This window comes from Flavobacterium sp. K77 (assembly GCF_021608205.1).
GTDB lineage: Bacteria > Bacteroidota > Bacteroidia > Flavobacteriales > Flavobacteriaceae > Flavobacterium > Flavobacterium turcicum.
Window position 1 is genome coordinate 56734 of sequence record NZ_JAKIHO010000009.1, and the last position, 23911, is coordinate 80644.

Consider the following 23911-nt stretch of genomic DNA (forward strand, 5'->3'; position numbering starts at 1 on the left):
ACTGCGGAACTGCGTACTTTCTGCTAACATAATATTTCTTACGAAACGCAAACTTGAATTTTGAACAAAATTCGTAACTGTCGCGAAACGGCTCTTACCGGTAGTTACTTATACTTTCAACATAATCCCATGATGCGGATCATTTTTTCTCTGCAAAAATAGTTGAGAAATTTTATTTTGAAAATGAATTTCAAATAGACCAATTATTTCAGCGTTAAAATTCTGTTTGTCGACAGCTGTTATTTCTATTAAATCACGTTTAAACTTCCACAAATAATTTTCTTTTCTAGCGTTTGAATAAATCACTTCTAAAGTTTGATTGTCTTTAAATTCAAATGATACAATGTCAGCATATTTTGTCAAAGTAACTGTAACTATAACTCCATTTTTTTCGACATTTTCAAATTGCTTTAATTCCCACTTATGTATTATTTTATTTTGTGAATTTTGCTCAGTTAAACTTTGTCCAAAACAAGTAGAAATTGTTAAGAGTAAAGTTATAAATAATGTTTTCATAAATTTCTAAATTAAACTGTTTTTGGTTCTTGAATTTTCCGATTTCATGAGGCAATTACTGGTAACTAGTAAAAATGTCTGACAACAAAAGAATTAGCCAATTAAACTTCTTTGCCTTACAAACATCATACTTTTTCCTTTTGCTAATCTATAATTAAATTATTACAAATAAAAATGTTTTTATGTAATTAATCTTACGTGTACTAAGCTTCAATTACCTTCACAAAAACCTCAACAAACTCTTTCATCTTTAATAGAATTCCCGTTTTTGATGTTAGCCCTGTTTTCATCAGTGAATTTCTGGACTAAATCCCTTTTGCTTTTTAGCTGAATGTAGCCTCCCAAATAATAAATGATGGATTTCTTTGGGGCTGCAACTGCAGTTGGCGTTTTTTCATTGAGCTGTAATCTATCCTTGCTTTAGTAAACTATAAAATCAGTTGTTTTTAGATTACTTTTTTTCGATGGTCTTTGATTAAAATATTTAAATCAAAATCATCCATTATATAATGTTTTAACGGTAAAAATTCACCTATGGCTTAAATCATCAAAAACCCTATTTTTTTACTGTTAAAGCAGTAAATAAAACACTAAAACCAAACAAAGAACATTATCATAGAAACAAAAGGCACTAATTACTGTTAAAGCAGTAAAAATTAATTAAAATATAAATGATAATTTTGTTTCTGTATTAGACTTGAATGAAAAGCAACTTCCCTTTGTAGATAACAGAATGGAAGGAAAGCTTTAAAGGCTAAGCTATTCTGCCAATTTTTAAAGCACAATCAAAACAACAACCAAGGTTCCTCAACTGTTGTGATTTTAGTAGCTACAAAGGTTGCAGTGTACGGAAACGCAAAAGAAATAATCGGTTCTTGGTTCAACCATTTGTATTCATCGTCAGGATTTAAAATGATCGGCATGCGCTTTTTATGATTGTGAATTTCGGCCATTAAAGGATTGGCTTCTGTTGTCAAAATGGTATAGGTATTTTTAATTTCACCCGTACGAGCGTCTTTCCAATGCGAATAAAGACCTGCGAAAGCAAAGAGTTCCTCATTGGCAATCCCGACTTGATATTTTACCTTGTTTTTTCCTTTACTGTCAAGCCATTGCCATTCATAAAAACCATTGGCAATAACCAAGCAGCGTTGTTGTAAAATTTCTTTAAAAGAAGGTTTCTCTGTTACAGTTTCAATACGAGCATTTAAGGTTGATGCTTTGATTGTATCGTCCTTGGACCAACTCGGAATAAGTCCCCAATTATAATGTTCAATAACCGTAGGATCTGTGTTTGTAATTATAGGCGTTTTAGGAAAAGTAAAACCATTGTGATGTTCTTGTGGAGCAAACTCATGTTTGTCCTTGATCTTTGCATTAAAACGCTTTTCAATTTGTTTGGAAAGTTTGTTTTGAATAGTATGAAAACACATGACTTTACTTTATGAATTACAAAAAAATAATATCAAAACAAATATACTGAATCCTTGAGCAAAAGAATACGCTCGTTTTTACCAAAAGAATGCATCGAAAACTATCGTTTTTTACTCTTCAAAAACTACCGAGTCGTTCCTTTGCGCCAGCATTATTTTGCGCGGATATTTTTGTGCGTAAGCAAATAAAAGCTGCCTGATATATTGATTCGATTTATAAGGTGTAACATACTCCTTAACCTGTGTAGCATCATGAATTACAACATCAGTATCAAGGTAACCCATACCGTAAAAATGTCCTTTTTCGACCCAAATGCAACTGCGTTCTTGTGGCGTTCGTCCAGAATCGATAATAGCAAAACTAGGTCTGTTATTGGTATAAAAATCCAAAGCTGCCTGTATTTGATCGTTATGAATATCCAAATCAGGTAATTCAGTAACAGCTACCGTTTTTGTAAAAACATCCTCGTTCATGCTGCCGTATTTGCAAAAACGTTGGTCAATTTCAAATTTATTACTGAGTTCCTGCAATACTTGTATGCCTTCGTAAAGCGTGTCAAAAGTTTCTAAGCAGGTTTGATTTTTAGTCAATTTACCAATGGCCAAATAACGGTAACCGTTTCTGGCTTCGTATTCAAACAATCCAAATTTGGGTTCAAAACGCTTTAATGCCTTATTGTGTACGGGCCATAATTGCTTTATTTCGCTACATTCGAGTAACAACGCCATGAGTTCAGTACCGCAAAGCTCGTAGCTAATAGCGTAAATATCTCGTAAAAAATGCTGTCGCTGAGGCGTAATTTTATGACCTGTAAAATGCGATGCTACTCGTTTTTTTAGGTTCAATGCCTTACCAATGTAAATTACTTTTTTATGTTCGTCATAAAAATAATATACACCCGGTTTTTCAGGTAATTGTTCAAAATCTTCGCGTGGTAAGTTAGGTGGTAAGCGTTGATCTTGCGCTGTCTTTTTGATCATTTTACCCATTTCCTGCTCCGTATCCCAAGCCAATAATTTGGTAAATAAAATAGCGGTTGCATCGGCGTCACCTCCTGCTCTATGCCTGTTCTCTAAATCAATTCCTAACGAGGTACACAAACGCCCCAAACTGTAGGACGGCAATCCTGGCTTGATCTTGCGGGCCGCTCGTACAGTACACAATTTTTTAGCACTCCAAGGCAAACCGGCGCGCTCTAACTCATGTTTTACAAATGAGTAATCAAAATTTACGTTATGCGCCACAAAAATCCTATCAGATAGTAGTTCAAAAACCGTGTTGGATATGGTTTCAAAACTAGGCGCATCTTGCACCATTTCGTTGGTAATTCCGGTTAGAGCAAAAATAGCATCCGGTATGTATTTTTGCGGATTAACCAAGGTTTCCCAGCGCTCAATTACTTGCGTACCATCATGTATGATAATGGCTATTTCGGTAATACGACTGTGACTGGCATTGCCGCCTGTGGTTTCAATATCGACTATAGCGTATTCTTGTTGTTTCATTTTTGTAGGTACTGTTTTGTTTTTTTGGGTTAAAAAGGTAAGCTGTACTCTGCTACTAGTCTAACTATTTGTTAAGCCAATACTGTTTTTTACTTCGGCTAAATCTCTTTTTAATTCTACAAACATATTTTTAATGGCATCACTTTCTAACAACTCTGTGCGCTGGTCATTTTTAGAAATGCTACACTGGTATTCCCAAATTTCAAGAATATCTGAGGCTTTAATTTCGTAAGGCGAATAAAAATAATTGTCCGAAGCTACTACTAAGGCGTTCTTTTTATTTTTGTTGAGTCGTTTGTACACCATACCTTCGCTTCGGGTGATAAAAATATAGGTTTTCCCATCTAGTACTTCGCCCAATTGCTCTACATAACTGCCTACAATAATATCACCATCTTGGTGCGGTGGCATCGAGTCGCCCTCAACCGGAAAACCACGGTATTTGCCCACACCCAAAAACGGTAACGAAATTTGTTGCAATTGCTCGATATATTCCGGATCAGCATATCCGTTTAAGTATCCTGCTTTTACTTTTTGGGTGACTACTTCTATACGGTTTTCACCCATTTGATCGACTTGAATAGGCAAAATAAGGCGGTTATTTTCGAGTTTTAACAAATCAGTTACCTCAATTTTCCGAATATCAACAGAGAGCAACAAATCAATACTAATTTGATAATACTGCCCTATTTTTTTCAGAATTTCATACGGCGCTTCTGAAGTTCCGTCTTCGTATTTTACATACCTACCCCTAGTAATCATAAGGCTTTCGGCTACTTTTTCTTGCGAAATTTTGTGCTTCACGCGCAAGGCTCTGATATTGTCTGAAAATAACGACATAACTATTTTGTTATAATTTGGAACAACAAATATAATGAAAAATGTTACCATCTGTGCTAATTTTGTAATCTAAAATAAAAGGAAATGGCACGTGCAATTGTACATATGGATTTAGATACTTTTTTTGTTTCCTGTGAACGCTTGAACAACTCGCAACTAGAAGGGATTCCGCTTATTATTGGTGGCGGCGATCGCGGTGTGGTGGCCTCCTGCTCCTACGAAGCTCGACGTTTTGGAGTGCGCTCTGCAATGCCAACTGCTATGGCGCTCAAACTTTGCCCACAAGCCAAAGTAATCAAAGGCGACATGGAGCGCTACTCACAACTCTCACATACCGTAACCGAGGTGATTCAGGAAAAAGCGCCTATTATGGAAAAAGCCAGTATCGACGAATTTTACCTAGACATTACCGGCATGGATCGATTTTATGGTTGCTACCAATGGACCAATGAGTTGGCGCAACGCGTAGTCAAAGAGACGGGATTACCTATCAGTTTTGCGCTTTCTATCAATAAAACAGTTTCCAAAATTGGTACTGGCGAGGGCAAACCCAAAGGCCACTTAGACATTCCCGAAGATCAGGTTCGGCATTTTTTAAATCCATTATCGATACAAAAAATCCCTATGGTAGGCGACGTCACGTTTCAAACCTTATCGCGCATTGGCATTCGAACCATTCAAACTCTTGCCGAAATGCCTGCCGAAGTCTTGCAACGCATGATTGGTAAAAATGGAATCGAAATCTGGAAAAAAGCCAATGGCATTGACCACAATCCCGTTGAACCGTATACCGAACGCAAATCCATAGCTACTGAACACACTTTTGTACAAGATACCATCGATATGGCACAACTAAAATCTGTTTTGTGTGGCATGGTCGAAAAACTAGCCTTTCAATTGCGCTCTGAACAATGGCTGACCTCAACTGTGGTAGTTAAAATTCGGTATGCCAATTTTGATACCGAAACCAAACAATGCAAAATTCAATACACCTCAGCCGATCATGCGCTTACGCAAAAGGTACTCAGTCTGTTTGACAGCTTGTATCATCGAAGGATGCGTTTACGTCTCGTTGGGGTTCGATTTAGCGGACTCGTTCGAGGCACCTACCAAATTGATCTTTTTGAAGATACGCAAGAAATGCTCTCGCTTTATGCCGCCATGGATAAAATGAAAAGCCGCTACGGATTTGATGCGGTTATGCGTTGTGCTGGTGCAGCTATAAAACCCAACAACAAGGATGTTATTTTGAAGCGTAGAATTTAGTTGGCGTATGTATTAGAATTAAGTAAAATCATCTATTGCTGAATATTTTTTATTGAGAAATAGTAGTTTGATATTTTTCTTTTTTGCTTGATCAAAAAAGAAACAAAAAAATCAAGTCTTACGCTCCCTCGGCGGTCAAATTAGTTTTCGAATGCTAAAAGAAAAAAACTCGCTACGCTCAAACAGCTTTTCTTTTTTCGCATTCTTCACACATTTGACACTCGCCTGCGGTAGCTAAGGACATACATTGCAAGATGAGGAATATTGTATTTCATAAAAAAATTAAAATCTAAATCATGTACTTAAACTGCCATTCGTACCATTCCTTGCGTTACGGAACGATTCCGCTAGAGGACCTCATCAATAAAGCGGTTCAATCTGGCGTTACGGCTATGGCGCTTACTGATATCAATACCGTGACCGGAATTTATGATTTCATAACGGCCTGTAATCAATTAAAAATTAAACCTTTGGTAGGAATCGATTTTCGGACCAATAACGAATTCAAATACATCGGCCTAGCCCAAAACACTTGCGGATTGGCGGCTATGAATCGGTTTTTGACGCATCATAATTTTAAGAATATTCCATTACCTACTATAGCTCCTGAAATGGAATCGGTAGTGATTATTTACGCTTTTGCGAATGCGCCAACCTCTTTAAAAACGAACGAATATATCGGCATTCGCCCCGAGGAAGTAGGAAAGTTATTTGGTTACAAAGGCAATCTGGACAAAATAGTAATCCTGCAACCCGTAACTTTTAGAACCAAAAAAGAATACCGCTTGCATCAAATTTTGCGCGCCATTGACACCAACACCTTACTCTCAAAACTGCAAGAAACAGATGTAGCAACGCCTTACGAAATGATGGTCAATCAAGACCGCTTGCTTGCTGCTTACAAGGATTACCCGCAAATCATTGCCACAACGCAAGCGCTCATCGATAGTTGCGATTTTCAATTTGATTTTGAAACCCCAAAGAACAAAAAATACTACACCAATTCTCAAGAAAGTGATATCGCACTGCTAACCACATTAGCGCATCAAGGCCTGCATTGGCGCTACGGAAAAAACGATACTGTTGCCTTAGCTAGAGTGCAAAAAGAATTAAAAGTAATTGACGAATTGCAGTTTAGCGGTTATTTTTTGATTACTTGGGACATTATTCGCTACAGCAATAGCCGTGGTTTTTTGCACATTGGTCGCGGCAGCGGTGCCAACTCGATTATTGCCTATTGTTTAGGAATCACAGACATTTGCCCCATTGAGCTCGACCTATATTTTGAACGTTTTTTGAACGAAAACAGAAAAAGTCCTCCTGATTTTGACATCGATTGGAGTTGGCAAGAACGCGATGTTATTTTAGAATATATTTTTAATCGGTATGGATATGAAAATGTTGCGTTTTGTGGAACCAATGTGGAGTTTAAATACCGTTCTATTTTTAGAGAAGTGGGAAAAGTTTTCGGTTTACCCAAAGAAGAACTCGATCATTTGGCTAAAAATCCTATGCGTTTGCAACAAAGCAATAGCATTGTCAAAGAAGTACAAGAATACGGTATGCTGCTAGAAAAATATCCTAATCAACGCAGCATGCACTCATGTGGAGTCTTAATTTCTGAAGAACCCATTACTAATTATACGCCTCTAGAAATGCCTCCAAAAGGGTTTCCTATTGTGCTATTTGATATGTATGTGGCCGAATCAATTGGCTTTGAAAAGTTCGATATTTTGAGTCAACGTGGCATTGGTCATATTGACGATACGGTAAAACTAGTGGCTAAAAACAGAGGCATCCGAATTAATATTAGAGACACCAGCATTTCTAAAAATGAAGCTACAGCCAATACGTATTTGGCACGAGGCAAAACCATTGGCTGTTTTTATATCGAAAGTCCAGCTATGCGTGGTTTATTGCGCCGTTTGCAATGCAACAATTATAAAACCTTAGTCGCTGCCTCATCAATTATTCGGCCTGGAGTAGCAAAATCGGGTATGATGAAAGAGTATATTTTTAGGCACAATCATCCTAACCAATTTGAATATTTTCACAGCGTTTTTGAAGAACAATTGAGTGAAACTTACGGGATAATGGTGTACCAAGAAGATGTCATCAAAATTGCATTGCATTTTGGTGGATTACCCGCTGCCGATGGCGATATTTTGCGTAGAGCGATGAGCGGCAAAGGGCGTTCCTTGGCGGCTTTGCAAAAAATTAAAGATGATTTTTTTGTGAGCTGCACCAAACAAGGTCATGACGAAAAACTCAGTCAAGAAATTTACCGTCAGATAGAATCGTTTGCAGGCTATTCGTTTTGTAAGGCACACTCGGCTTCATATGCCGTAGAAAGTTATCAGAGTTTGTATCTAAAAGTATATTATCCTATTGAGTTTATGGTAGCCGTAATCAACAATCAAGGTGGTTTTTATAGAACTGAAGTTTATGTACACGAAGCACGAATGGCTGGCGCTACGATTCATAATCCCTGCGTAAATAAAAGTGAATTTACCACAACATTGTATGACAAAGAGGTGTATTTAGGATTCATGCACATGCAAGGTTTGCCCACAAAACTAGCCGAAGAAATTGTAACCGAACGAGACAAAAATGGCGACTATCTTTCATTAGAAGATTTTTGTAATCGGGTTTCAATTGGGTTAGAAAGTCTTAAATTATTAATCTTCATAGGCGCTTTTAGAGACACCGGCAAAACCAAAAACGAACTACTCATACTAGCTAGTTTGTTATTTAACTCGGCACCACAAGACCATCAAATGTTATTGTTACAAGAGGCTGTCAAAGAATTTCAGTTGCCTAAACTAGAACGTTCTTTTTTTGAAGATGCTTTTGACGAGATTGAATTATTAGGCTTTCCTGTTTCTTGCACACCTTTCGATTTATTACAAAGTCCTTACAGAGGCAATGTTATGGCCCAACATTTACTTCAATATCATAAAAAAGAAGTCCGCATGCTCGCCTATCTTATTTCTCGAAAACAGGTTCCTACGGTACGTGGCACGATGTTTTTTGGCACATGGATAGATCATGAAGGTACTTATTTTGACACCACCCACTTTCCTGATAATTTACAGCAGTATCCGTTTCAGGGAGGCGGTTGTTACCTACTCTTAGGAACTGTCGAAGTTGATTACCACTTCCCTACACTAACGATTAGCAAAATGGCAAAAATGCCCTTTGTACCTGACCCAAGATATTCTGATGCTAAAGACCATCAATTTTTAGCCCAACAACGCATCAAAGAAGATGTAAGCAGTACCAATAGAGCGCCTTATCCGAGAGCGCATGAAATTAATTTGCCTAGATTTAAAAGCAGTTAATAAAATCAACCAATATGATTTACTCCCTTATTTGTCTCGAATCAAGATAAAAACCATTGAGAAAGTTAAGAAAATTAAGTCCGAAACTTAATAAACTTAACCCGTGGGGTGAAATTATTAAAAACGTCAACCCGAGTATTTTTTGTACAGTAAAACGGAAAAAGACTTCTCGATACGCTCCGCTACTCGAAGTGACGCGTATCGAGAACCGTTCTTAATAAAATTTTTCTTTTGTCCTGAGTTTTTATCGAAGGGCTCGATCCATTTTTCCATAGAGAAACGAACAGACGAAAAATCATCTTCAAAAACCAATTGCACCCACGCATTAGGCCCTAAAAAAAGTTAGTACAAACAAAAAAATCGGGATAGTAGCCCATCCCGATTTTCAATTTGTATACAATATCTATTTAATCCAGAATAAAACTAACCATCACATTAGCCGTGATTGTGATTTCACCTAAGGCCAATGTTTCTCTTGGCTCGTTAACATCCATAGCCTCGGATTTTCTCATCATAGCATACATCGGTTGCGGATAATAGGTTTGTGAATTATCAACAATTGTGAATGCTTTACCTACTTTTTGACCCAATACAGATACATAATCTTCCGCTTTTAACTTAGCATCTTTCATTGCTAATTTGCGCGCCTCTGATTGGTATTGCGCTAATTTTGAAGACTGAAAAGTAACTGCGTCAATTCTGTTAATTCCTTCGTTTACCAAACCTTCCATCAACTCATCGTATTTACCTAAATCACGGAGCAAAATCACGATAGTTTGAGTGGCATTGTAGCTGTGTTTCTTTTTTTCGTAATCGTATTGCGGGTTGAGTGCTACACGCTCAGTTTTAAAATCAGCTGGAGCCACATTCATTTTTTTGATGAATTTTAAAACCGCATCTATCTTCGTGTCATTTTGTTTTTTTACATCTTTTGCGTTGTTCCCCTTCGTTTCAACCGTTACCGAAATACTGGCTTGATCAGGCGTAACTTTTACTTTTCCTTCGCCGTTAGCGCTAATTTGCGGGATTTGTTTTGTTTCCTGCGCTTGCGCAAATGACAGAAAGAATACGGATAAAATGGTAAGTGCTTTTTTCATGATATGCAATTTTAGTTGTTTGTTGTTGTCTATTTCAAAAGTTATGCCACTATAATTTTCCGAGCTTGGCCATGATAAATAAAATCACAATTGGAATGGCTAGTAAAACAACCATGGTGATATTATTGACTAACAAACTAGGCTCTTTTAAAAGCGTAATGGCATATCCACCAATGGCTCCTCCAAAATGTGCAGTATGACCAATGTTATCATTTTTAGCTCGCATGCCATAAATAGAATACAGTAAGTACAAAATCCCGAACAAATAAGCCGGTATTGGAATAATAAAAAAGAGGCCTAACATCATATCAGGCTGCAACAAAATAGCTGAATATAATACTCCTGTAACTGCACCCGAAGCACCTACTGCTCTATAACTGTAATCGTTTTTATGAAACATCAAACTGAGTAAATTGCCAAAAATCAAACTCCCTAAATAGATCAAAACAAAAGAAAAATTACCCAAATAACCCAGCACAACCGGAGCAAAAAACCACAGTGTCATCATGTTAAAAATCAAATGCAACATATCAACATGCAAAAAACCAGAACTTATCATTCTAATCTGTTCGCCTGCTTTAATACTTCCGATATGAAACTCATATTTCCTAAAAAAAGAAAGATCGTTAAAGCCTTTGTAACTAAATAATACATTGATAACAATAATGGCGATAAGTGCGCTATTCATAACTAATTTGTTTTTATTGGTAAAGATAATCATTATCAAATAGGGTTGCGTGCTGAGGCGTAATTTTATAACAGCAATCATTTTTCCGTTATATTTGCAAAAAAAAATTCATGCAATTACTTGTCTTTATTATTGCTTATCCCTTTTTGTGGATTGTTTCAATATTGCCTTTTCCTATATTTTATTTTCTTTCTGATTGCGTTTACCTACTTGTATATCATGTCATTGGATACCGAAAAAAAGTAGTTCGTGCTAACTTGGCTTTAGCTTTACCTCATCTTACAGCAAAAGAACGATTGCAAATTGAAAAAAAATCATACCATCATTTGTGCGACATGTTTTTAGAAATGGTAAAAACAATGACCATCTCTTCAGCAGAAATGAACAAACGTTTTGTAGTTACGAACCTTGAGATGATGACTGACTTAGAAAAAAAAGGAAAAAGTATCATGCTCATTGCCTCACATTACGCAAGCTGGGAATGGCTACTTTCTTTTAACCAAAAAGTATCTATCAAAGGTATTGGGGTTTATAAAAAATTGGCTAACAAGCATTTTGATAAATTGGTACGCGATATTCGTTCGAAATACAACACCGAATTGGTACCTACGAACAAAACGATTCCGTTAATTGCAAACAATCAGAGAAATAACATACAGTGCATTTACGGCTTAGCGAGCGATCAATCGCCTAAAGCAGACCGAATTTTTCATTGGCAAAGTTTTATGGGTGTCGAAGTTCCCGTGCATACAGGACCCGAAATGCTAGCAAAAAAATACGATATGAATGTCGTTTTTGCCAAGGTAAAAAAAATAAAACGAGGGTATTACGAACTAACGATTGTGCCTTTGAGCGAAAATGCCAAATCGGTTCCTGATTTTGAAATCACACAAGCCTACATCAAAGAAGTCGAAAAACAAATTGCTGAAGCTCCTGAATATTATTTCTGGACTCACAAACGTTGGAAACACAGAAGGTAACTCTAACAGTCTCAGTTTTCAGTTTTTACTTTAGTTTTTTATAACTTCCAATTGCGTTATTAATTAAGAAAACCAAGTTGTTACAAGAGCATCCTCTAGTGGCTGGGCTTGTTTGTGAACGAACTCATTAGTGTTTGGATTGTACTCGTAATCTAAAGCCCAAGTAGCATGATTTTCTGCTAGTGCTTTAATACCATTGCAAACAAATTCAATTTCGGCATTGGTTGTTGTTGGATGAATAGACATGCGAATCCATCCTGGTTTTCTGATTAAATCGCCCAATGAAATTTCATCAATCAATTTATTAGAAGTTTCTTGGTCTACATGCAGTAAAAAATGCCCGTAAGTACCTGCACAACTGCATCCGCCACGAGTTTGAATTCCGAATTTATCGTTGAGTAACTTTACACCTAAATTAAAATGTAAGTCTTCAATAAAAAACGAAATCACTCCCAAACGTTCTTGGTGTTGGCTAGCCAAAATTTTAATATTAGGCACCCATTTTAACTCTGAAAAAATATAATCAACCAGTTCGTGTTCTCTATTCAAAATATTTTCAATCCCCATTTGATCCTTCAATTGAATAGACAAAGCGGTTTTAATAACTTGTAAAAAACCCGGAGTTCCGCCATCTTCGCGCTCCTCAATATTGTCAATATACTTGTGCTCTCCCCAAGGATTTGTCCAACTCACTGTGCCACCACCCGGATTATCAGGTACTACATTCTGATATAATTTTTTATTAAAAACTAGGATTCCTGATGTTCCTGGGCCTCCTAAAAATTTGTGTGGCGAAAAGAAAATGGCATCCAAATAACTCTCCGCATCTTCCGGATGCATATCGATTTTTACATACGGACCTGAGCATGCAAAATCTACAAAACAAAGTCCGTTGTGTTGGTGCATTATTTTTGCCACTTCATGATACGGCGTTTTGATACCGGTAACATTAGAACATGACGTTATTGATGCTATTTTAAACGATCTTTCTTTGTATTTTTCAAGTAAAAGCATCAAGTTTTCTATGCTAAACAAACCGTCTTCGGTAGCCGGAATTACCTCAACATCTGCAATGGTTTCAAGCCAAGAAGTTTGGTTAGAATGGTGCTCCATGTGCGAAATAAAAACAATTGGCTTTTTTTCGGCAGGAATTGTGATGAAATTTTTGAGATTTTCTGGAACTTTTAAACCCAAAATACGTTGAAATTTATTGACCACGCCCGTCATTCCGGTTCCATCTGTAATTAAAACATCATCTGCATTAGCGTTCACGTGCTGCTTGATTAGGTGTCGCGCATGATGATAAGCTTTGGTCATCGCTGTTCCAGAAACCGTAGTTTCAGTATGTGTGTTGGCCACAAAAGGACCAAATTCATTCATTAATTTTTCTTCGATTGGTCGGTACAAGCGTCCGCTCGCTGTCCAATCAGTATAAATGATTTGTTTTTTCCCGTAAGGAGAATCAAATGTTTGATCAATCCCAATAATCTGCTCACGAAATTGCTTAAAATAAAGTTCTAAAGTAGTAGGTATTGTTGTCGTTGTCATCTGATTTGTAATTTGAGCTCAAAGATATTCAATTTTGTGAAATAGACTTTTTCAATTGCGTTAAAAAAATCGATTTCGTTCGGATAAAAATGATTCAAAAAACAGATTTTAAAATTTGAAATATAATGAAGTTAATTCCTAAAGATGATCGATTTATAAAAATAATTCGAAATGTAAAGTAGCCGACAAAAGTATCTGAATAAAGGTTTTAGATTTGAGGATCTATTTTAAAATCATAAGCTATGAAAAAACCATTCTATTTATTGTCGTTATTTATCCTCTTACTTTCTTGCGAAGTTGAAGGCGAATTAACGCGAGATGCCGTTAATGTTGCACCTCCTGCGAGTTCACCAACGCTTGCGCAAGGTACATTTACCCCATCACCAGGAATAAGGGTAACGGGATTAGCAAAAATTGTTTTTAACGGTATTCAAAATGAGGTTCGTCTAGAAAATTTTAGTGTTTCCTCAGGTCCCGATCTAAAGGTATACCTCTCTAGGGGCAATACTCCTTCAGACTTTGTCAATTTGGGAAATCTTACCTCGGCTACTGCCTATTTCATTCCGGTACAAGTCAATACAAATGATTATAAATACGTACTCATTCACTGTCAACAATACAATCACCTTTTTGCCGTAGCAGCTCTCTCTAATTAATATTTAGTTTTATGAAAAAAATAATATTGATTTTAACCATAATATTCTTTTTTAAGACGAACTCCTTCGGACAAGGATGCAGTGACGCTGGTATTTGCTCTATCAGCTCTATGTTTCAAAGTGATAACAACATAACACACAACAACATTGAGTTTGGAACTATCTTGGGTGCTGGCGAAGCTGATGTAACTTATATTTCACCTTACGTAACCTACAGCCGAACTCTCAATAAAAGTTGGACTTTAAGCTCAAAAATTACATACTCGATTGCAAGTGGTAGTTTCGGTCAGCGTGGTGCTTTTGGAGATGCTTATGCACTAGCAAATTACAATTGGAAATCAGAGAAAAAGACCAAATGGAGCACGCTAATTGGATTTAAAATTCCATTTACAAGCTCCAATTTAAAGATTAATGAATTCTCGATTCCGTTAGACTATCAATCCAGTTTAGGAACCTTTGATGCCTTATTAGGGATGAGTTTAATTTATAAAAAATGGGATTTTAATACCGCCTTGCAAATTCCAGTTTTTAACAATAACAAAAATTCATACTTTGCTGAATTTAGTGGTTCAACTGATTTTGCAAGTACTAATTTATTCGAGCGCAAATCCGATGTATTGTTACGAGCGACTTACACGCAGCAAACTACCAATAAAAAATTCACATTCAAGCCCAATGTTTTGTTTTTATACCATTTAGGAGAGGACACATTTGAAAACATTTTTGGTCAAAGAGAGGCGATTGCCAACTCCGATGGTTTAACCATAAATGGCAATTTAATTACCGCATATGCGCTTACAAAAACTAGTAGTTTAGAGTTATCTCTTGCCGCTCCATTTGTAGTCAGAGAAGCAAGACCTGATGGGTTAACACGTCAATTTACAGCGGGAATTATCTATAAAATTGCTTTTTAAAAAACAATCAAAAACTTTACCTACCACCATTGGCTCGCAAATCAGCAATACATTGTGAATCTAATTGTGGCGCAGCAGTTGTCGAAACCATGTTATTAATACCACTACCTACCTCGGCAGACCAATACATTAAACACGTTTTTTCAATACAATGCCTTGGATGTGCAGTGTCTTCATGATTGCTCTGCAAAGCCGTTCCAAAATTGGTCAGACCCAGAATATGACCAAATTCATGGGTAATAATTGTAGTTTCTAATACAGTGCGATTAGGTTCAAAAGGGCTATCGCTGAGTCCTTGAATCGTTTTTTCAAAAATCACAAAAGATGTATTTCTATAAGCTGTTCCTAACACTACACCTTCAGCGGTATCTTGTGATGATTTCCCATCGGCAAAGAAAGCCCAAACTGCAAGTTCCGTTCCTGAATTGTATTTTGTCCTGTTTGCCTCTTCAAGCGCCACTATTTGCTGAGTTGTATAGGTTGTATTGCCAGGCGATACAATGGCACGTTTGATCACATTTATACCAGCAGGCTTGAAGGTACGTGCACTAATAAATGCTACAAAATTATTTATTGCTGCTGCACTTGGCTCAAAACCATTTACATAAACAACCTCGACAACAAGACTTTTAAACTTTCTATCTGATAGTAAATCATTGGCTGAACTTCCGGTTATTTGTTTATTAGCTGTCGTATTAACTCCGTTAGATATATTTGATTCAGAATCATCTTTGGCACACGAAAAGAAAAATAGTAAGGCAGCAAGGCTAAGAATATTAAGTTTTTTCACGTTGTAAAAATTTTTATTTTTTGGATGATAGTACAAAGCAAAGTACTCTATTAATAAATACGAAATAGAAATTGTTTTGGATCTTGTTTTAAAACAAAAAACCCTTTCAAAAATTGCTTTGAAAGGGTTTTGTTTTTGAAATTATTCAGAATTAAATTCCGGCAATAACTTTTATTTCGTCAATAATACGCAAGGCCAAAACATCTGCCTTTTCTTGAGAAGCTGCTTCGGTGTAAATACGAATAATTGGTTCCGTATTCGATTTACGTAAGTGCACCCAATTATCAGCAAAGTCAATTTTTACTCCGTCAATGGTGGTAATATCTTCATTTTTGTACTTTTCAATCATCGCAACAAGAATAGCATCCACATCAATTTGCGGTGTCAATTCAATTTTGTTTTTGCTCATGTAATATTCTGGATACGAAGCACGCAATGCCGAAACTGTCATTTTTTTGTTCGCCAAATGAGTCAAAAACAAGGCTACACCTACCAAGCTATCACGTCCGTAATGAAGCTCTGGATAGATGATTCCACCGTTTCCTTCGCCACCAATAATTGCATTGTTCTTTTTCATCAACTCGACTACATTCACTTCGCCTACAGCACTAGCTTCATAGTTTCCGTTGTGTGATTTTGTCACATCACGCAAAGCGCGAGACGAAGACATATTAGAAACCGTATTTCCAGGAGTTTTACTCAAAACATAATCAGCGCAAGCCACCAAAGTATACTCCTCGCCAAACATTTCGCCGTCTTCGCAAATAAATGCTAAACGATCTACATCTGGATCTACAACAATTCCTAAATGTGCTTTTTCTTTAACAACCAATTCGGAAATATCCGTTAAATGTTCTTTCAACGGTTCTGGATTGTGCGGAAAGTGTCCGTTTGGTTCACAGTACAATTCCACAACTTCAACACCCATTAACTCTAATAATTTAGGGATAATGATTCCGCCTGACGAATTTACTCCGTCAACAACAACCTTAAAATTAGCCGCTTTAACAGCTTCAACATCAACTAGCGGTAAATTCAAAACTTCATCAATATGGATATCCATGTAAGCATCATTGCTGATCACTTCTCCAAGCTGATCCACATCCGAGAAATCGAAAGCTTCGGCATCAGCAATCGTTAATATTTTTTCGCCTTCAATACCATTTAAAAACTCCCCTTTTTCGTTCAATAACTTCAAGGCATTCCATTGTTTTGGATTGTGCGATGCGGTTAAAATAATTCCACCATCTGCTTTTTCTAAAGGAACAGCAACTTCAACTGTTGGCGTAGTCGAAAGTCCTAAATCAATCACATCAATACCTAAACCAATAAGCGTATTTACTACCAAATTGTGAATCATCGGTCCTGAAATACGTGCATCACGCCCTACAACCACAGTTAATTTTTCTTTTCCAGCATAATTTTTCAACCATGTTCCGTAAGCCGATGCAAATTTCACCGCATCAACCGGAGTTAAATTATCACCTACTTTACCGCCTATTGTGCCACGAATTCCTGATATTGATTTTATTAAAGTCATTTAGTATGAGTATTAAATTCTGATTTCAAATTAAAAAAGACTACAAATATAGGAATTGAAGAATTACAAACGTAAAATTGATTTTAAAATCAGCAGATAAATCCTTAAATTGTGCGAATGAATTTTTTAGCACACATATATCTTTCTGGCAACAACGAACTACTAAAAATAGGCAATTTTATGGCTGATGGTATTCGAGGTAAGAAATTTGAAACCTATCCCAAAGCCATTCAAAACGGCATACTTTTGCATCGAGCAATTGATTCCTTTACCGATGCGCATCCTGTTTTTAGACAAAGTACGAAAAAACTACACGAAAACTACCATCACTACGCAGGTGTAATTGTCGATGTTTTGTACGATCATTTCTTAGCCAAAAACTGGCAAGTCTATTCTTCTGAACCGCTAGCCGATTTTGTACATCAATTTTATCAATCGCTACACAGAAACTACGATTTACTATCTGATAAAACCAAGAACATTTTACCCATCATGGAAAAGGAAAATTGGTTGCTGAGCTATCAAACCGTTGATGGAATCAAACATATTTTAACGCAAATGGATCGACGCACGAAGAATCAATCGCAAATGCGTTTTGCCACCGAAGAACTAACGCTCCACTATTCCGAATTTGAAAAAGAATTTGAGCTTTTTTTTGAAGATCTACGTGCATTTGTACACCAAAAAATAAACAAATTAGAAGCATAAAAAACTAGCTTTAAAACTAAAACAAACCAAAAAATGACCCTAACCACTCGAATTTCTATCCTTTTTTTAGCACTCCTTTGCAGCAGTGTTTTTTATGCGCAAAAGCAAGATACAAAACCAACAGGATTAGTAACTGCTCACGCCATGGTTGTTTCTGCTCGTGAAGAAGCTTCAGCAATTGGTATGGCTATCATGAAAAAAGGAGGTAACGCGTTCGATGCTATGGTTGCCACCGAATTAGCATTGGCAGTTGCCCACCCGCAAGCCGGAAATATAGGTGGTGGCGGATTTATGGTGTACCGAAAAGCCAATGGTGAAACGGGCGCAATTGATTACCGAGAAAAAGCACCTTTGTCGGCTTCCAGCACCATGTTTCAAGACGCAAACGGAAATGTAATTCCTGGTAAAAGCACCGCTACTGCCTATGCCGTAGGAGTTCCTGGGACTATTGCCGGTATTTTTGAAGTGCATAAAAAATTTGGTTCTTTACCGTTAAAAGATATTTTAGAACCTGTAATCGCATTGGCCGAAAAAGGAGTTGTTGTAACACCTACCCAAGCTAAAAGTTTGGCTGCATTTAGAGCTGTTTTTCAAAAAGTAAATGGTCCAGAAAGTCTTTTTTCGAAAATATATCAGGCAAAAGATACCATCAAATACAAAGCCTTAGCAGCTACTTTAAAAAGAATTGCACAAAACGGACGAGACGAGTTTTACACAGGTGAAACAGGACAAAAACTAGTTGCTTTTCTCGCTAAAAAAAACGGAATCATGAGCACATCCGACCTGCAAAAATACCAAGCAAAATGGCGTACTCCTATTACGTTTAATTACAAAAATTTAAAAATCACATCGATGTCGCCTCCAAGTAGTGGAGGAATTTGCTTGAACCAAATCATGAAAATGATTGAGCCTTATCCGCTGGCGCAAATGGGGCATAACAGTACAAAAAGCATTCAACTCATTACCGAAGCGGAACGCCGTGCGTATGCCGATCGAAATTTTTATTTGGGCGATCCCGATTTTGTATCCATCCCGACAACGCAATTATTGGATGATTCTTATTTAAAAAACCGCATGAAAAGCTTCACTTTCGACAAAGCGACCAAATCAGCCGATGTTGCTCAAGGAGAAATCGTAGGCTATGAAAGCGATCAAACTACCCACTACTCTATTGTTGATCCCTTTGGGAATGCAGTCGCAGCTACAACTACGTTAAACGACAACTATGGCTCCAAAATTTATTGTGATGATTTGGGCTTTTTCCTCAACAATCAAATGGACGACTTTAGCTCTAAGCCGGGCGTACCCAATTTGTATGGTTTAACAGGTAGCAAAGCCAACAGTATTGCACCTGAAAAAAGAATGCTAAGTTCAATGACGCCAACCATTATCGAAAAAGATAAAAAACTTTATATGGTAGTGGGAACTCCAGGTGGGTCTACCATTATAACCTCAGTTTTGCAAACTATTTTAAACGTTTACGAATTTAATTTAAGCATGCAAGAAGCAGTAAATGCACCTCGATTTCACCATCAATGGTTGCCGGATTTAATAACTTTTGAACCCAACACCTTCCCAAAAGAAACTTTGAAAGAATTACAAGCAAAGGGTTACAAAACCAACGAAAAAGACAAAGAAATCATAGGAGCAGTTGATGCAATTTTAGTTTTACCCAACGGTAAATTAGAAGGAGGTGCCGACAAAAGAGGTGACAACAAAGCAGTTGGATACTAATTAAAGTAGATTGCTAATTCCTGAGCAAAAAACAGCTAAAAATATGCCGAAGCGTAAAATAATAGTAGCTTTGTAGCCTTCCTATAAATTACAATATGTTCAAAAAAATTCTATCAAAACTAGAGGCCATTATTGCCATTGCTCAATCATTACTTAGTCCGAAACAGTTCATTTTTATGTCGGCAGTTTTGGTGGGTATTTCGGCTGCATTTGCTGTAATTGTTTTGAAAACATTTGCTCATGGCGTTTTTTCATTTGCTACCTATGTCAGTGGTATTTTGAAACTCGGATTTTTAAATAGTATTCTACCCATTATTGGAATTTTACTCACCGTTTTGGTTGTCAAAAAAGTTTTAGGTGGTTCCATTCAAAAAGGAACTTCTCAAATATTATATGCTGTTGCTAAAAAAGCGAGCATCATTCCCAAAAAACAAATGTATGCCCAAATTGTTACTAGTTCGTTAACCGTAGGCTTGGGAGGATCAGCTGGTTTAGAAAGTCCGATTGTAATTACCGGAGCAGCATTCGGGTCGAATTATGCTCAAAAATACAAACTCAGTTACAAAGACCGTACTTTGCTGATTGGTTGCGGAGTTGCTGCCGGAATTGCAGCTGCGTTTAACGCTCCAATTGCTGGTGTTTTATTTGCTATCGAAGTATTATTGGTCGATGTAAGCATTGCTGCCTTCACACCAATTATGATTGCAGCTGCAACAGGCGCTTTGGTATCGGTTATTGCCTTAAATGAAGAAATTCTGCTCTCGTTCAAGCGCCAAGAAGATTTTGATTACCACAACATCATTTACTACGTTTTACTTGGCATGTTTACTGGTTTTGTATCAGTTTATTATTCTCGTAATTTTCAACGCGTCGAACATTTCTTTTCTCGATTAAAACTAACTCCTTACAAAAAAGCGCTTTTTGGCGCCTCTATTTTAGCCATATTAATTTTTATTTTTCCGACACTTTTTGGCGAAGGCTACGAAAGTATTAAAACTTTATCCGAGAGCGATCCCGGTAAATTGTTAGAAAACACCTTGTTTGAAGGTTTTAGAGACAACAATTGGGTTTTACTACTTTTTGTGGGTGCAACTATGATGATCAAAGTATTTGCTTCAGGAATCACTCTTGGCAGCGGCGGAAACGGGGGTAATTTTGCGCCCTCACTATTTTTAGGATCGTATGTTGGTTTTTTCTTTTCAAAACTGATTAACCTTATCGGGTTGACAAAACTACCTGTGAGCAATTTCACCTTGGTAGGAATGGCTGGAATTTTAAGTGGTTTGTTTCATGCGCCACTCACAGCCATATTCCTTATTGCTGAAATTACGGGTGGTTACAACTTGATGATTCCGCTTATGATTGTAGCATCAATCAGTTTTGCCATCTCCAAACGTTTTGAAAAACACTCAATGGATGTGAAAAATTTAATCAAAAAAGGACACGCCTTTACCAGCAACAAAGACACGAACGTACTCTCGACTCTTGAAACAAGCGCCATCATACAAACTGATTTTTTGACTGTAACTGCTAACGAAAATTTAGAGCGCTTAGTCGACCTAATTTCACACTCCAACCAAGTGATATTTGCAGTGGTAGACACGGAACAAAACCTAGTTGGAATTGTACATTTCAATGACATTCGTGAAATTATTTTTAACAATTACCGCGTAAAATACACTTTGGTACACGAAGTCATGACAGCCCCAACTGCGGTAATTTCGCCCGAAGATTCTATGGGAGTGGTTATGAATAAGTTCGAAAGCGCTAACAAAGCCTTTTTACCCGTGTTAAAAAACGATAAATATTACGGATTCATCTCTAAATCAGTTGCTTTAGAGGCTTACAGAAGCAAGCTAAAATCGATGACAATAGAATAATTGAATGTAGAAAAAAAGCAGACCTATAAGCCGGATTCTGTATCTCGATTACTCGAAACCCTTATCATTTATCTAGATCCAAAATTACTTTTGAACTCAAGCTATCTACCCTTCAGCAACGAACGAGAAGCCCTTAAATGCTGATATACTTGATATTTCACCGCATAGAGTTTACCTGGTTTCACTACAGCATTACCTGTACATACTTTCTGTTGCACTTGTCCTAATCGCGTTCGTAAAAACGCAACCGACGGGTGTTACCCGCTATGCTTCTCTGTGGTGTCCGGACTTTCCTCCCTCCCGATAAATCGGGACGACGATAAGGCGGTCTGCGAGGCAAATTTACACTATTAAATCGATTTTCATTCAGCACAAAGCTACTTTATCCCCTAACTAAGCAAGCAACTGATATCAAATCATTTAAAGCTGTACATGTTGTCAATTTGAACAAAGAAGCATACGAAACTTGGAACAAGTAGATTCAAAAAAGACGTTCAAACTAATTTTTCATGTCTTTAAAATACTCTTTTTTAGGAGCTTTTTCCAGCTATCCGCTACAATCTTATGGGCCATCCCGAGGTGTCGGGATTGGCGCATAAGGATTTTCACTACTATCTGGGCTAAGTCTATCCATCGTTAGGTTACACGCTTAAAATTCTAAAATCTTTCAATCCTTAAATTTTTAAAGCAGCAAATTAAAGTCTATATTTGCTGTCCAAAATTAAGATTTTCATGGAGCAATTTGTAGTATCGGCACGTAAATACCGCCCGCAAACATTTAAAGATGTTGTAGGGCAAAAAGCCATTACCAATACTTTATTGAACGCCATAGAAAGCAATCACTTGGCTTCCGCACTATTGTTTACGGGACCACGTGGAGTGGGAAAAACTACCTGTGCCAGAATCCTAGCTCGCAAAATCAATCAACCCGGTTATGATGACCCAAATGAAGATTTTGCTTTCAATGTTTTTGAACTTGATGCCGCCTCAAACAACTCTGTTGATGACATTCGTAATTTAATTGACCAAGTTAGAATTCCACCACAAACAGGTCAGTACAAAGTATATATTATTGATGAGGTGCACATGCTATCATCGGCAGCTTTTAATGCTTTCTTGAAAACGTTAGAAGAACCGCCTAAGCACGCCATTTTTATTTTGGCCACGACCGAAAAACACAAAATCATTCCAACGATACTTTCTCGTTGTCAAATTTTCGACTTCAAACGCATCACTGTAAAAGACGCTAAAGAGCACTTAGCCGAAGTCGCAACTAGTCAAGGTGTCGTTTTTGAAGATGACGCACTGCATATCATTGCCCAAAAGGCTGATGGAGCCATGCGTGATGCGCTGTCTATATTTGATCGTGTGGTGTCGTTTTGTGGTAAAAACTTAACACGACAAGCAGTAACTGAAAACTTAAATGTTTTAGATTGCGAAACCTACATCAATGTCACCGATTTAATTCTGGAAAATAAAATTCCAGACCTATTAATCGCCTTTAATGAAATTTTAGCCAAAGGTTTTGATGCACATCATTTTGTGTCGGGCTTGGCTACACATTTTAGAGATTTATTGGTATCAAAAAATCCTGCTACTTTAACTCTTTTAGAAGTTGGTGAAGCAGCACAGCAAATGTATGCAACGCAATCACAAAAATGCAGTCAAGATTTTCTACTACAAGGAATTGAAATTGCAAACGATTGTGATTTGAAATACAAAGTCAGTCAAAACCAGCGACTCTTAGTCGAACTTTGTTTGATGCAATTGGCCTCTATCACTTTTGATGGAGAAAAAAAAAAGTTGAGCAATTTATAATCCCGCCCATACATTTCCGTAAATCTGATTATTCAATTGTTGATAATAGTTCTAACACAACCGCTGCTGCTACAACAGCCGAAGTAGTAAACGTAACTACGACAACTACAGCTGAACAACCTAAACCATTGGCGCCCGTTGAAGCAAAACCAAATCCTATTGTAGCACCCGCAGCATCTAGACCAACAGAAGGAAAAGTATCTGCATTTTCACTCGCCAGCATTAGAGCTAAAAAAGCACTAGAGGAAAGCACCAAAGGCATTGTAAAAGAAGTATTGCACTTACCAACAGAACCTTTTACCGAGACTGAAATGCTTGTATATTGGAACAAATATGCACAACGCTTAGGAGAAAAAGGTTTTAAAATTATGGAATCGCTACTATTGATTAACGACCCAAAATTAAACGGAACAGCTATTACTATTGAACTTCCTAATGAGGGTTCAAAGTTAGATTTTGAAAGAGAATTGATTGGATTGTTGGGCTATTTACGTGGTCACTTACACAATCACGACATTACTATTGAGGTGATAGTAAATGAAACAATAGAACATAAACGCAGTTTTACAGATCAAGATCGCTACAACCGCTTTTTAGAAATCAATCCAAACATTGAGCTTTTACGCACAACATTCGGATTGGATTTAGATGCTTAA

Annotated in this window: 19 protein-coding genes and 1 other RNA gene; 10 read left to right on the forward strand and 10 right to left on the reverse strand. The window is 37.1% G+C overall.

Going from position 1 to position 23911, the window contains the following annotated elements:
- Positions 1–108: 108 nt before the first annotated feature.
- The 4 genes from L1S34_RS13830 to L1S34_RS13845 all read right to left on the reverse strand — a co-directional run bounded on the left by L1S34_RS13830 (position 109) and on the right by L1S34_RS13845 (position 4295).
- Positions 109–516 carry a DUF5673 domain-containing protein gene (locus L1S34_RS13830; protein WP_236364558.1) on the reverse strand — a complete coding sequence of 136 codons (408 nt, stop codon included), beginning with the start codon at positions 514–516 and terminating at the stop codon, positions 109–111.
- A 785-nt stretch (positions 517–1301) separates the two neighbouring features.
- A complete protein-coding gene (locus tag L1S34_RS13835) occupies positions 1302–1949 on the reverse strand; it encodes an SOS response-associated peptidase (protein WP_236364559.1) in 648 nt (215 codons plus the stop codon).
- Positions 1950–2060: 111 nt separating this feature from the next.
- On the reverse strand, positions 2061–3455 hold the full coding sequence (locus L1S34_RS13840; protein WP_236364562.1) for an exonuclease domain-containing protein: 1395 nt from the start codon (positions 3453–3455) through the stop codon (positions 2061–2063).
- 60 nt (positions 3456–3515) lie between these two features.
- A complete protein-coding gene (locus tag L1S34_RS13845; protein WP_236364563.1) occupies positions 3516–4295 on the reverse strand; it encodes an XRE family transcriptional regulator in 780 nt (259 codons plus the stop codon).
- An 84-nt stretch (positions 4296–4379) separates the two neighbouring features.
- Between L1S34_RS13845 and dinB the strand changes: the two genes are divergently transcribed.
- Positions 4380–5561: a DNA polymerase IV gene (dinB, locus tag L1S34_RS13850; protein ID WP_236364565.1), complete on the forward strand. Its 1182-nt coding sequence runs from the start codon at positions 4380–4382 to the stop codon at positions 5559–5561.
- A gap of 296 nt (positions 5562–5857) precedes the next feature.
- Complete coding sequence (locus L1S34_RS13855) at positions 5858–8902, forward strand: DNA polymerase III subunit alpha (RefSeq protein ID WP_236364567.1); 3045 nt, start codon at positions 5858–5860, stop codon at positions 8900–8902.
- Positions 8903–9309: 407 nt separating this feature from the next.
- On the opposite strand, the gene L1S34_RS13860 is transcribed toward L1S34_RS13855, so the two are convergent.
- Together L1S34_RS13860 and L1S34_RS13865 are read right to left on the reverse strand one after the other, a co-directional pair.
- Complete coding sequence (locus L1S34_RS13860) at positions 9310–9999, reverse strand: SIMPL domain-containing protein (protein WP_236364569.1); 690 nt, start codon at positions 9997–9999, stop codon at positions 9310–9312.
- A gap of 49 nt (positions 10000–10048) precedes the next feature.
- A complete protein-coding gene (locus tag L1S34_RS13865; protein WP_236364571.1) occupies positions 10049–10687 on the reverse strand; it encodes a rhomboid family intramembrane serine protease in 639 nt (212 codons plus the stop codon).
- Between the two features lie 110 nt (positions 10688–10797).
- Here L1S34_RS13865 and L1S34_RS13870 point away from each other — a divergent pair, with 110 nt between their 5' ends.
- Positions 10798–11667 carry a lysophospholipid acyltransferase family protein gene (locus L1S34_RS13870; protein ID WP_236364573.1) on the forward strand — a complete coding sequence of 290 codons (870 nt, stop codon included), beginning with the start codon at positions 10798–10800 and terminating at the stop codon, positions 11665–11667.
- Positions 11668–11730: 63 nt separating this feature from the next.
- On the opposite strand, the gene L1S34_RS13875 is transcribed toward L1S34_RS13870, so the two are convergent.
- Positions 11731–13215, reverse strand: a complete 1485-nt coding sequence (locus tag L1S34_RS13875) for an aminotransferase class V-fold PLP-dependent enzyme (RefSeq protein WP_236364575.1) — start codon at positions 13213–13215, stop codon at positions 11731–11733.
- Positions 13216–13457: 242 nt separating this feature from the next.
- Between L1S34_RS13875 and L1S34_RS13880 the strand changes: the two genes are divergently transcribed.
- Together L1S34_RS13880 and L1S34_RS13885 are read left to right on the forward strand one after the other, a co-directional pair.
- Positions 13458–13871, forward strand: a complete 414-nt coding sequence (locus L1S34_RS13880) for a DM13 domain-containing protein (protein WP_236364577.1) — start codon at positions 13458–13460, stop codon at positions 13869–13871.
- An 11-nt stretch (positions 13872–13882) separates the two neighbouring features.
- Complete coding sequence (locus L1S34_RS13885; RefSeq protein ID WP_236364579.1) at positions 13883–14785, forward strand: hypothetical protein; 903 nt, start codon at positions 13883–13885, stop codon at positions 14783–14785.
- A 16-nt stretch (positions 14786–14801) separates the two neighbouring features.
- On the opposite strand, the gene L1S34_RS13890 is transcribed toward L1S34_RS13885, so the two are convergent.
- Positions 14802–15575 (reverse strand): membrane metalloprotease, encoded by a 774-nt coding sequence (locus L1S34_RS13890; RefSeq protein WP_236364581.1) that lies wholly within the window; start codon positions 15573–15575, stop codon positions 14802–14804.
- Between the two features lie 151 nt (positions 15576–15726).
- Positions 15727–17115, reverse strand: coding sequence for a phosphoglucosamine mutase (gene glmM / locus L1S34_RS13895; protein ID WP_236364583.1), 1389 nt, complete (start codon positions 17113–17115; stop codon positions 15727–15729).
- 117 nt (positions 17116–17232) lie between these two features.
- On the opposite strand from glmM, the gene L1S34_RS13900 reads away from it, so the two are divergent.
- From L1S34_RS13900 to L1S34_RS13910, 3 genes are all read left to right on the forward strand, one after another.
- The gene (locus L1S34_RS13900; RefSeq protein WP_236364584.1) at positions 17233–17823 is read left to right on the forward strand and encodes an acyl carrier protein phosphodiesterase; all 591 of its coding nucleotides are present in this window, start codon (positions 17233–17235) and stop codon (positions 17821–17823) included.
- A gap of 33 nt (positions 17824–17856) precedes the next feature.
- The gene (gene ggt, locus L1S34_RS13905; protein WP_236364586.1) at positions 17857–19557 is read left to right on the forward strand and encodes a gamma-glutamyltransferase; all 1701 of its coding nucleotides are present in this window, start codon (positions 17857–17859) and stop codon (positions 19555–19557) included.
- A gap of 95 nt (positions 19558–19652) precedes the next feature.
- A complete protein-coding gene (locus tag L1S34_RS13910; RefSeq protein WP_166137878.1) occupies positions 19653–21437 on the forward strand; it encodes a chloride channel protein in 1785 nt (594 codons plus the stop codon).
- A 10-nt stretch (positions 21438–21447) separates the two neighbouring features.
- On the opposite strand, the gene rnpB is transcribed toward L1S34_RS13910, so the two are convergent.
- Positions 21448–21773, reverse strand: an RNA gene (gene rnpB / locus L1S34_RS13915) — RNase P RNA component class A.
- Between the two features lie 396 nt (positions 21774–22169).
- Between rnpB and dnaX the strand changes: the two genes are divergently transcribed.
- Entirely contained in the window at positions 22170–23255 is a 1086-nt protein-coding gene (gene dnaX, locus L1S34_RS13920; protein ID WP_236364588.1) for a DNA polymerase III subunit gamma/tau, read from the forward strand.
- Positions 23256–23383: 128 nt separating this feature from the next.
- Entirely contained in the window at positions 23384–23911 is a 528-nt protein-coding gene (locus tag L1S34_RS13925; protein ID WP_225872942.1) for a DNA polymerase III subunit gamma/tau, read from the forward strand.